Genomic DNA, 11,317 nt, shown 5'->3' with positions numbered 1-11,317 from the left:
TCTTAACTGACTGGCATTACAGCATAAGCTGGGTTTTTTTGCATATCTAATTTACTGGTTTTTAATAAATTAGTTATCCAACGCTGGTGTTGCAGCAGCAATAGCGTCTGCCACGGCATCATCTTCAGACTGTGCTGAACTTGAATTGGTTTTAGGCTTGTATTCAGTCTCAGTATCTTTCGCTTTAGGTGCTTGCGCTGGCTGAGACGCTGCTGGTGCTGATTGCGCTGGAGCAGAAGGCGCTTGCACTGGAGCTAAATTTGATTCTGCAGGGCGGGTTTCGCGACGAATTTCAGTCGTTGTATTTGGAGTTTCCTCACGAATGACTTCAACTGTTTCAGGCACTTCTTCAATTAAAGGCTGATCCTGATCTGCGCTTTGTGTTTCTAATGCAGGTTGTTGTACTGGTGTTGCTTCCGATGCTGCAACTTCAGTCTGTTCCTCTTCCTTTGGAGCTTCTTTCTTGACACATGCCGTGAGTAAAAGTCCGGTTGCAAGCGCGCCACAGATTAAAAGTTTCTTATTCATCATTACTTCATACGTAAATGTAGATGGGATTATTCTATTATAGCAGTAATTTGCATGATAGAAATGATCCGAACTTCCTCTAATTTTTTATCGGAAATGCTGTTAGAATAGTCAATTGTTTATTGTTCTTTGAATTGATGCGGATTGACTTTGCTTTCCTGGTGCAAGGTAAAGTAAAATTGCGCAACATTGCAGGCCGATTTAGGCTCGATTGTACGAGAAACCCAATGACCCATTTTATTTTCGTTACTGGTGGTGTTGTTTCATCACTAGGTAAAGGTATTTCAGCTGCTTCTGTTGCTGCACTTTTAGAAGCCCGTGGTTTAAAAGTCACCATGGTCAAAATGGATCCATACATTAATGTCGATCCAGGGACAATGAGCCCATTCCAGCATGGTGAAGTTTTTGTTACAGAAGACGGTGCTGAAACAGACTTAGACTTGGGTTACTACGAACGTTTCTTACGTCGTGCGAAAATGACCAAACTGAATAACTTCACATCAGGTCGTGTTTACCAGGATGTTCTGAATAAAGAACGCCGTGGTGACTACCTGGGCGGTACAGTGCAGGTTATTCCACACATTACTGACAATATTAAAGAACGTGTACTTCGTGCTGGCGAAGGTTATGACGTTGCCATCGTTGAGATCGGCGGTACAGTAGGTGACATTGAATCTCTCCCATTCATGGAATCTGTACGTCAGTTAATGGTTGAACTTGGTCATAAGCGTACGATGCTTATGCACTTGACGTTACTCCCATATATTAAGTCAGCAGCAGAGCTGAAAACTAAACCAACTCAACACTCTGTAAAAGAACTTCTGTCGATTGGTATCCAACCCGACATTTTGATCTGCCGTACTGAACACGATGTTGATGCAGACACTAAACGCAAAATTGCACTGTTCACCAACGTTGAAGCACGTGCAGTTGTGGTGTGTAAAGATGCACGTACCATTTACCAGATTCCACGTACTTTCTATGAGCAGAACGTTGATGATTTAATCTGTGAACGTTTCGGTTATGATCATCTTCCAGAAGCAGACCTGTCTGACTGGGACAATGTGGTAGAAGCTTTACTGAATCCTGAATACACTGTACGTGTAGCGATGGTTGGTAAATATGTTGAACTTCCAGATGCCTATAAATCTGTGAATGAAGCATTACTGCATGCTGGCATCAAAAACCGTGTAAAAGTTCAGATCGACTACGTAAACGCTGAAGAACTGGAAGGCCAGAACGAAGCAGAAGTACTGAAAGATGCTGATGCGATTCTGGTACCAGGCGGTTTCGGTGAGCGCGGTACTGAAGGCAAAATGAAAGCCATCAAGTATGCACGTGAAAACGGTGTGCCATTCCTGGGCATCTGTTTAGGTATGCAGCTGGCTGTGATCGAATACGCACGTAATGTTGCAGGTATTAAAGATGCAACTTCTACAGAATTTAACCGTTCAACTAAATCACCATTGATTGGTTTGATTACTGAATGGTTAGATGAGCGTGGTGAAGTGCAACAGCGTTCTGTCGACTCTGACCTGGGTGGTACTATGCGTCTGGGTGCGCAAAAATCTGAACTGGTACCAGGTACGAAAACAGCTGAAGTTTATGGTGCTAACGAAATTGTTGAGCGTCACCGTCACCGTTACGAAATGAATAACCGCTATATTCCAGTGCTAGAAGAAAAAGGCATGAAGATTTCAGGTTACTCACCAGTGCAACGTTTAGTAGAAACTGTTGAAATTCCTGAACATCCTTGGTTTATTGCGGTACAATTCCACCCGGAATTTACAAGTTCACCACGTGATGGTCATCCATTATTCGCTGGTTTCATTGACGCTGCGAAAAAACAGCATCAGAAAAGCAAATAATTGGTGTTAGGACACAACTAGGAAGTTTAAATGTCGCAATTAAAACCACAAGAGATTGTACGTTTAGGCGATATACAAATGGCAAACCACTTGCCATTTGTATTATTCGGCGGAATGAACGTACTTGAGTCCAAAGATCTGGCTTTTGAAATCGCAGAAACCTATGTGGATATCTGTAAACGTCTGGAAATTCCATACGTCTTTAAAGCCAGCTTTGATAAAGCCAACCGTTCAAGCCTGAACTCTTTTCGCGGGCCTGGCCTCGAAAAAGGTCTGGAGTGGTTAGCGGACATTAAAAAACACTTTAATGTGCCAATCATTACTGATGTGCATGAGCCGTATCAAGCAGCTCCTGTTGCAGAGGTAGCGGATATTATCCAGCTGCCAGCTTTCTTGAGCCGTCAGACTGACCTGGTTGATGCGATGGCAAAAACCAATGCCATTATCAACATCAAGAAAGCCCAGTTCCTGGCTCCACATGAAATGCGCCACATTCTGCATAAATGTCTGGAAGCAGGGAATGACAAACTGATTCTTTGTGAACGTGGTTCAGCATTTGGCTATAACAACCTGGTTGTAGACATGCTCGGCTTCGACATCATGAAGGAAATGAATGTGCCTGTGTTCTTTGATGTCACACATGCACTGCAAACCCCAGGCGGTCGTGCTGACTCTGCTGGCGGTCGTCGTGCGCAAATCACGACCTTGGCACGTGCAGGTATGGCAACAGGACTGGCAGGTTTGTTCCTGGAAGCACATCCTGATCCAGAAAAAGCCAAATGTGATGGTCCTTGCGCTTTGCGCCTGTCACAGCTTGAGCCTTTCCTGGCACAGCTTAAACAATTAGATACCTTGGTCAAAGGTTTCGAAAAGTTAGATACACACTAAGAATGTACCCCCTTGAGCTGCCGTGAAAACGCAGCTCTTTTAATTAACTGAGGAATTGTTCATGAGCCAAATCGTTGACATCCGTGCACGTGAAATTTTGGACTCTCGTGGTAACCCAACCATCGAAGCAGACGTAATCTTAGCATCTGGCGTAGTTGGCCGTGCATGTGCACCATCTGGTGCTTCAACTGGTTCTCGTGAAGCTTTAGAACTTCGTGACGGCGACAAGTCACGCTACTTGGGTAAAGGTGTTAAAACTGCGGTTAACAACGTAAACACTGTCATCCGTGAAGCTTTGGTTGGTAAATCAGTATTCGAACAAAAAGACATCGACAATACGATGATCGCTTTAGACGGTACTGAAAATAAAGAAAAACTTGGTGCAAACGCGACTCTGGCAGTTTCTCTTGCTGCTGCACGCGCTGCTGCTGAAGAGAAGAAAGTTCCTCTTTTCCAATACATCGCAGACCTGCGTAACAACAGTATTCTGACTATGCCTGTGCCAATGATGAACATCCTGAACGGTGGTGCTCACGCAGACAACACTGTGGACATTCAGGAATTCATGATTGAGCCTGTTGGTTTCACTTCATTTGCTGAAGCACTGCGTGCGGGTGCAGAAGTATTCCACTCTCTGAAATCAGTGCTGAAAAAACAAGGTCTGAACACTGCAGTGGGTGATGAAGGTGGTTTCGCACCTAACCTTCGTTCTAACGAAGAAGCCATCACTGTAATTCTGTCTGCAATCGAGCAAACTGGTTACAAAGCGGGTTCTGACATCATGCTTGCGCTGGACTGTGCATCTTCAGAATTCTACAAAGATGGTCAATACATCCTGGCTGGTGAAGGCAATAAAGCATTCACAAGCAACCAGTTTGCTGACTACCTTGCTGGTTTAGTTAACCAATATCCAATCATCTCGATTGAAGATGGTCTGGACGAATCTGACTGGGAAGGCTGGTCTTACCTGACTTCTATCTTGGGTGACAAGATCCAGTTGGTGGGTGACGACCTGTTCGTAACCAATCCGAAGATCCTGCAACGCGGTATCAACGAGAAAGTTGCTAACTCTATCCTGATCAAATACAACCAGATCGGTACATTGACTGAAACTTTAGATGCCATCTACCTAGCTAAAGCAAACGGCTACACCACTGTAATCTCTCACCGTTCTGGCGAAACAGAAGATTCTACAATTGCGGATCTGGCTGTAGGTACTGGCGCTGGTCAAATCAAAACTGGTTCACTGTGCCGTTCTGACCGTGTAGCGAAATATAACCAATTACTTCGTATCGAAGAATTGACTCACGCTGCATATCGCGGTAAAGCTGAATTCAAAGGTTTGAACTAAGCGACTATCGTCAATGTTAAATGTATTCGACTCTTTGATGAGTAAAGTACTGTTGGGCCTTGCGATCCTTGTGATCGCAGGGTTTCAATATTTATACTGGTTTGGTGAAGGTGGTTATCGTGACCATCAGGCACTGACACAGAAAATACAACAACAAATAGAACTGAATGAAGAACTGAAAGAGCGCAATCGCGTTCTGGCAGCTGAAGTGTATGACCTGAAAAATGGGGTAGAAGCCATTGAAGAACATGCACGTCTGGACCTGGGCTTGATCAAGCCACATGAAACCTTTGTTCAGATGAGTACCATCAGTACTCAATATAAACCGATTTATCTCGATCCAAATTCCAAAGTAGACCTGCGTACCAATGAGTCAGCTGAAACTCCAACCACACCATAAATTATGGGCCATTATTCCAGCTGCAGGTTCAGGTAGCCGATTTTCCAAAACAGAGCTTAAACAATACCAGATGATTCAGGAACGATCCGTTCTTGAACATACGGTCGCACGTCTGAATCAATTGCCGCTAACGGGTTATGTATTGGCGATTGGCAGTCAGGATGATGTAGCTCAAACTTTACCATTTTCGAATAAAGACAAAGCACACTTCTGTGCAGGTGGTGCAGAGCGGGTAAATTCTGTCTTAAACGCGTTGAATTATCTAACCGGGATAGCCTCTGAAAATGACTGGGTTTTGGTACATGACGCAGCACGCCCATGTGTTAGCCAAAATTCCCTGATTGATCTGGTGAATACTGCAATTGCAACAGATCAGGCAGCAATTTTAGCCATTCCGGTACGTGACACATTGAAACGTGTAGTACAAGGACATGATATTGAAGCGACAGTCGACCGTTCGACCTTGTGGCAGGCGCAAACCCCGCAAATGGTTAAACTCGGCCAATTGAAACGCGCTATTGAACAGGCATTATTCGATGGTGCTAACATTACCGATGAAGCCAGTGCACTCGAGCATGTCGGTGAAGCGGTGCAGGTCGTACCAGGTCGGTCGGATAACCTGAAAATTACCTATCCTGATGATCTGGAGCTGGCACGGCTGATTCTTGCAGTGCAGTCTTGAATTTAATTGAACAAATACTTAATTAATCGGGCAGTGGTACTCAATTTGCCATTGCTTTCACTTATAATTTCGCCATTGATTATTTTGAAACTTTAGTCCCCATGATACCTTCACAGCAGTATCGTTTTTTACGGCAGTCCGCACGTGACGGATTGAGTATAAAACACGATTCCTCAAGATGGGCCAAACTCCATCTGGACCCTTGGTTGCTTAGCTTCCTGTTACTGAATGCTGCCCTAGGGTTGATGGTGGTCTATAGTGCCACTTCTGAAGATTCTAGTATGGTGATTCGTCAGGCGATCAGTTTTGGGGTTGGTTTTGTGCTAATGTTTATTTGCGCACAAGTACCACCAAAAGTCTATCAGGCGGCAAGCCCATATTTTTATGCTTTCGGGATCTTCATGTTGTTGCTGGTTTTTGTGATTGGTGAGCGGCGACTAGGGGCAACTCGCTGGATTACTTTGCCCGGTGTGGGGAGCATGCAGCCGAGCGAGGTGATGAAATTTGCCATGCCACTGATGATGGCATGGTATTTTGCACGTAAGCCATTTCCGCCAAAATTCCTGGACATTGTCGGATCTTTAGTGATTTTGGGTGTGCCATTTGTGCTGGTGGCTTTACAGCCGGACTTGAATATTGGCCTGATTATTCCAGGGATTTTTGTACTATTCCTTAGTGGAATGTCATGGCGTCTGATCTTGGGAGCGATGGGAGCGCTGGCGCTTGTTGCACCCTTGCTGTGGATGTTCTTGTTACAGGAATACCAGAAGAAACGTATCCTGACCCTGTTTGACCCTGAATCGGATGCTTTAGGTGCAGGATGGAACATTATTCAGTCCAAAATTGCAATAGGTTCTGGCGGGATGACCGGAAAGGGCTATTCACAGGGAACCCAGTCACATCTGGGTTATCTGCCGGAACACCATACTGACTTTATCATGTCGACCTATGCAGAAGAGTTTGGTTTTATAGGGGTGTTCCTGTTATTCAGCCTGTTTATGGCAATTATTATTCGCTGTTTGATGATTGGCCTAAACAGCTTCCATAACTTTGGCCGTCTATATGCTGGTGCTACCGGTTTAACTTTCTTCTTCTTTGTGTTCCTGAACTCAGGTATGGTCAGCGGGATTTTGCCAGTCACTGGTGATCCATTACCGTTGATGAGCTATGGGGGTACTGCGGTAATTGCCATGCTAGCCGGTATGGGCATTGTGATGTCCATTCATACTCATCGTTGATTTAAAACAGAGTAAGTTTAGAAAAAGTCGGACGAGCTCCGGCTTTTTTATTGCTGAACTATTTGTGTTATAAATAATCAAAAATTAAGAAATGAATTGTTGTATTTGCATCTCATGGGGAAATGGATGAAAAATTTATTTTTAGCAGTAGGAATAATGGGGATTTCAGTTGCTAGTTGGGCAAAACCACTGACGCAAGCTGAGTTTAAGGCACAGGTGAAACAACATTACGATGCTTTGGAGTTAAAACAGACAGCACTGAATGTTTCAGTCGATCGTCGTGATCATCCATCAATCATGATCGCCAAGGCGTGTGATTATTCAAAAGGTTTAAAACAGTTAAAACAGTTCTCTGAACAGAATCTGCATCTGGCTGAGGCTAGAGATGAACTGAAATTTGTGAGCTCACTGGATACAAATTTCAATCAGTCTTTGCTAGACCTGGGTACAACCTATGAAACCGGTTGCCTAAAGAAATAAACAGCAGGAAAGTTTTTATTGTGACCGCATAAGACCGTTAAAAATTCAGTCCTTATAAAAAATAAGCTCTCAAATTGAGAGCTTATTTTTATCTGAATGATTAGGTCAGGAACCAGGTGTAATAGCCCCAGAGCATCAAGGGCCAGGACAGGATGGGACTAAATAGCCATTTCCAGACTTTATGGCGTGGCACAAAGCCAATACCATGAATAAAGCCCCCTGAAATCCCGATCATAATGAACATTAATGCGCGATGGCTGTAGGTGCCTGAATCATCCAGCATCGCTGCAGGGTGTACTAGCAGTACAGCAGCGAGTGGAAATGCCAGCAAGCAGGAGATCAGCATCGCAAACTTGTTGGGTTTAGATTCGGGAACTGCATTTTCCATCACGTCATTGCTCATAGCTTAGTTCTCATCCAGATCTTGATGATTTTCAATATACAGTGCACTCAGTACACCGGCAAAACATGCCATTAATATGCCGAGAATCCATGCAAAATACCACATAATTTCGTCTCCTTAGGACACAGCCTTAGTACAGGCTGTGTGAATTCTCTTGAATGTGTTTGTTGGTGATGACGCCCCACATCTTGTAATAACACCAAGTGGTGTAAGCCAAGATGATTGGAACAAAGATGCACGCAACCACAGTCATTACAGTTAAAGTATTTTTACTTGATACCGCATCCCACATAGTCAAGCTAGCTGTAGGATTGATGCTTGATGGCATCAGGAATGGGAACAGTGCAAAACCAGCAGTCAAAATGGTACCGACGATTGCCAGTGAAGTACCCAAGAAAGTCAGGCCTGCTTTTGCTTTAGATGCTGCAGCTACAACAATCAGACCACCCAGAATACCTGCGATTGGTGCAATCATAGTAATTGGGTAATTGCTATAGTTGTTCATCCAGCCAGGGTTAGCATTGGTCAGAACCTCTTTTGCTAGTGGATTCGCTACACCATTCGTATCGTATGGAGTAACCAGGGTATAACCTTGGATACCACCGAAGTACAACCATGCACCGATCAGAATGAAAGTCACCAGGTAAACAATACCCATGATCTTGGCAGTTTTCGCAGAACGTTCACGTAAAGCACCGTCAGTACGTAGCATGAGCCATGCACCGCCGTGTGCACACAGCATTGACACGCTTACCAGACCACACACAACCGCAAATGGATTGAGCAGGGCAAAGAAGCTGCCAGTGTAAGTTGAACGTACAGTTTCATCTAAGGTGAATGGTACACCCAGGAACATGTTACCGAATGCCACACCAAACACCAATGCAGGTACTGCACCACCAACAGCCAGACCCCAGTCCCAGGCATTACGCCATTTGGTATTTTCCAGTTTAGAGCGGTAGTCAAAGCCTACAGGACGCAGGAACAGGGCAAACAGGACTAGGAGCAGTGCCCAGTACATGCCAGAAAAGGCAGTTGCATAGACCATTGGCCATGCCGCGAACATCGCACCACCTGCAGTGATGAACCAGACCTGGTTACCATCCCAGTGTGGGGCAACCGTATTGATTGCCGCACGACGCTCCTCATCTTTTTTACCTACGAATGGCATGATCGCCATTGCACCCATATCGAAGCCATCGGTCAGGGCGAAGCCAATCAGCAAGACACCAACCAATACCCACCAGATAATTTTGAGCAGTTCATATTCAATCATGATTGAACCTCGCCAGTTGCGCCTTCTGGAAGAGCTGCGTCTTCATCGGCAGTTGCTTGAGAATTTGGTTTTTCGAAATGGTACTTACCTGTATGCAGTGAGCTTGGGCCAAGGCGGGCAAACTTAATCATCAGGTACATTTCAATGATCAACAGGATGGTGTAGAACGCAGCCAGAGCCAGGATTGAACCCATCACATCACCAGTACTTAAGCTAGAAGCAGACAAGTGTGTAGGCAATACTTCACCGATGGTCCATGGTTGACGGCCTACTTCAGCGACATACCAACCAGTTTGTGCTGCGATCCAAGGCAGTGGCAGAGCAAAAAGTGCAAATTTCAGTAACCAAGGTTTGTTTTCTGCGTTACGTTTCGCAACAGCAAAGGCAGCCAGCACGAACAGCAACAGCATCAGGAATCCAGAAGCCACCATGGCACGGAATGCCCAGAACAGACTTGGTACGTGTGGAATAGTGTCTTTTGCAGCAGCTTTGATTTGTTCGTCAGAAGCATCGACTACATTTGGAGTGTATTTTTTCAGCAGCAAACCATAACCCAAGTCTTTTTGAGTTTGTTCAAATGCTGCTTTCAGTTCAGGAGACTGATCGCCTGCACGCAGTTTTTCCAGTTGTTCATACGCCAGCATACCGTTGCGGATACGACCTTCGTGTTCAGCCATCAGGTCTTTAATACCCATCACTGGTGTATCGACAGAACGTGTTGCAATGATACCCATCACATAAGGGATTTTCACTGCATAGTCAGTACGCATAGTTTCCTGATTTGGGAAGCCAAATAAAGTGAATGCCGCTGGTGCAGGTTCTGTTTCCCATTCTGCTTCAATCGCAGCCAGTTTTGTTTTTTGTACGTCACCGATTTCATAACCAGATTCATCACCCAACAGGATGACAGACAGAGTAGATGCCAGACCGAAGATCGCTGCAATGGCAAAAGAACGGCGTGCAAAAGGCAAGTCACGTTTTTTCAGCAGGTAGAAGCTTGAGATTGCCAGGACAAAGATTGCGCCTGTGACATAACCAGCAGAAACAGTGTGAACAAATTTCACCTGAGCAACCGGGTTAAAGATCAGGGCAGCAAAGTCTACCAGTTCCATACGCATAGTTTCGTAATTGAAAGCAGAGCCAACCGGGTTTTGCATCCAACCATTTGCCACCAGAATCCACAGTGCTGACAGGTTAGAGCCAAGTGCCACTAGCCAGGTTACGCAAAGGTGCTGAACTTTAGATAGACGATCCCATCCAAAGAAGAACATACCAATAAAAGTAGATTCCAGGAAGAATGCCATCAGGCCTTCGATTGCCAGTGGTGCACCGAAGATGTCACCTACATAGTGCGAGTAGTAAGCCCAGTTAGTCCCGAACTGGAACTCCATGGTTAACCCTGTAGTAACCCCTAGGGCAAAGTTAATCCCGAAAAGTTTTCCCCAGAACTTGGTCATGTCTTTATAGATTTCCTTACCGGAAATCACATAAGTGGTTTCCATAATGGCAAGAATAAAGGCTAGACCTAGGGTCAGCGGAACAAAAATAAAATGATACATCGCGGTCATAGCGAACTGGAACCGCGAAAGATCGACCACGCTTTCAGCAATCATCAACGTGTCTCCTTGATTTGGGAAGGACTGCCGGCAATATGCTCGGCAACTTGAGAGTCAAAATTTTTTGGAATCGTAGGCGCATCAAACCAAATATGCTTGATGGTGAGTAATAAAATTACCTTGATAATTAAAATCAGGGTAATCTCACGGATCACTTTTTGATTTAAATTTTCTGGAACTAAGCTCATATATATAAGCCTGTTTTATTGCTTGATGATTTTATTATTGACTTAATGAGGGAAAAAATAAATAGACTTTACAGTTTAAATAAATATATATTTATAAGATATTGAAATTTAAAAATTTAAATTTTAATTTCTGGAAAATATATTTAAAATAATTCTGATTATTTTGTGTAAATGAAGTGATTTTTAAATCCGACTTTTTTGCTTATATTTAATTTTTAAAACCCAATTAAAATGCTTGGATTAATATAAATTGGCGGTGAGTTAATACCTGATTATTTTGGTTGGTTTATTGTATTTTTAGTGAAACTAAATATTGAGTAAAATACTTGGAATTAATAGACCTCTTGCGAAAGTATCGTTTACCTAATTTTTGAACTGGCTAAAACCTTATAAAATGTA

13 protein-coding genes are annotated in these 11,317 nt (G+C 44.0%); 7 read left to right on the top strand and 6 right to left on the bottom strand.

Translation table 11 applies throughout. The annotated features are described in order from the left end of the window. Positions 1–69 precede the first annotated feature (69 nt). Positions 70–531, bottom strand: a complete 462-nt coding sequence (locus GW12_RS00840; RefSeq protein ID WP_375730983.1) for an internalin — start codon at positions 529–531, stop codon at positions 70–72. A 224-nt stretch (positions 532–755) separates the two neighbouring features. Here GW12_RS00840 and GW12_RS00835 point away from each other — a divergent pair, with 224 nt between their 5' ends. From GW12_RS00835 to GW12_RS15820, 7 genes are all read left to right on the top strand, one after another. Next, a complete protein-coding gene (locus GW12_RS00835) occupies positions 756–2,396 on the top strand; it encodes a CTP synthase (protein ID WP_034582169.1) in 1,641 nt (546 codons plus the stop codon). Positions 2,397–2,426: 30 nt separating this feature from the next. Then, positions 2,427–3,284 (top strand): 3-deoxy-8-phosphooctulonate synthase, encoded by an 858-nt coding sequence (gene kdsA / locus GW12_RS00830; RefSeq protein WP_034582167.1) that lies wholly within the window; start codon positions 2,427–2,429, stop codon positions 3,282–3,284. 61 nt (positions 3,285–3,345) lie between these two features. Further along, a complete protein-coding gene (gene eno, locus GW12_RS00825) occupies positions 3,346–4,635 on the top strand; it encodes a phosphopyruvate hydratase (protein WP_034582164.1) in 1,290 nt (429 codons plus the stop codon). A gap of 13 nt (positions 4,636–4,648) precedes the next feature. Beyond that, entirely contained in the window at positions 4,649–5,035 is a 387-nt protein-coding gene (locus tag GW12_RS00820; protein ID WP_034582162.1) for a septum formation initiator family protein, read from the top strand. Further along, complete coding sequence (ispD, locus tag GW12_RS00815; protein ID WP_034582159.1) at positions 5,004–5,717, top strand: 2-C-methyl-D-erythritol 4-phosphate cytidylyltransferase; 714 nt, start codon at positions 5,004–5,006, stop codon at positions 5,715–5,717. Before GW12_RS00820 ends, ispD begins: the two co-directional genes overlap by 32 nt. A gap of 101 nt (positions 5,718–5,818) precedes the next feature. Then, positions 5,819–6,955 carry a rod shape-determining protein RodA gene (gene rodA, locus GW12_RS00810; RefSeq protein ID WP_034582154.1) on the top strand — a complete coding sequence of 379 codons (1,137 nt, stop codon included), beginning with the start codon at positions 5,819–5,821 and terminating at the stop codon, positions 6,953–6,955. A 126-nt stretch (positions 6,956–7,081) separates the two neighbouring features. Beyond that, positions 7,082–7,435 (top strand): hypothetical protein, encoded by a 354-nt coding sequence (locus GW12_RS15820; RefSeq protein ID WP_171077637.1) that lies wholly within the window; start codon positions 7,082–7,084, stop codon positions 7,433–7,435. 100 nt (positions 7,436–7,535) lie between these two features. On the opposite strand, the gene GW12_RS00800 is transcribed toward GW12_RS15820, so the two are convergent. From GW12_RS00800 to cydP, 5 genes are read right to left on the bottom strand one after another with little or no spacing between them, the layout of a single operon-like run. After that, entirely contained in the window at positions 7,536–7,838 is a 303-nt protein-coding gene (locus GW12_RS00800) for a cyd operon YbgE family protein (protein WP_034582153.1), read from the bottom strand. Between the two features lie 3 nt (positions 7,839–7,841). Beyond that, positions 7,842–7,943, bottom strand: coding sequence for a cytochrome bd-I oxidase subunit CydX (cydX, locus tag GW12_RS15230; protein WP_034582150.1), 102 nt, complete (start codon positions 7,941–7,943; stop codon positions 7,842–7,844). Between the two features lie 25 nt (positions 7,944–7,968). Then, a complete protein-coding gene (cydB, locus tag GW12_RS00790; RefSeq protein ID WP_034582147.1) occupies positions 7,969–9,114 on the bottom strand; it encodes a cytochrome d ubiquinol oxidase subunit II in 1,146 nt (381 codons plus the stop codon). Then, positions 9,111–10,727, bottom strand: coding sequence for a cytochrome ubiquinol oxidase subunit I (locus tag GW12_RS00785; protein ID WP_034582146.1), 1,617 nt, complete (start codon positions 10,725–10,727; stop codon positions 9,111–9,113). The genes cydB and GW12_RS00785 overlap by 4 nt, the downstream gene beginning before the upstream one ends. After that, entirely contained in the window at positions 10,727–10,918 is a 192-nt protein-coding gene (gene cydP, locus GW12_RS00780) for a cytochrome oxidase putative small subunit CydP (protein WP_034582142.1), read from the bottom strand. Before cydP ends, GW12_RS00785 begins: the two co-directional genes overlap by 1 nt. Between the last annotated feature and the right edge of the window lie 399 nt (positions 10,919–11,317).

It is taken from the genome of Acinetobacter sp. HR7 (genome assembly GCF_000773685.1).
Lineage (GTDB): Bacteria > Pseudomonadota > Gammaproteobacteria > Pseudomonadales > Moraxellaceae > Acinetobacter > Acinetobacter thermotolerans.
This window is presented reverse-complemented; position numbering and strand designations above follow the sequence as displayed.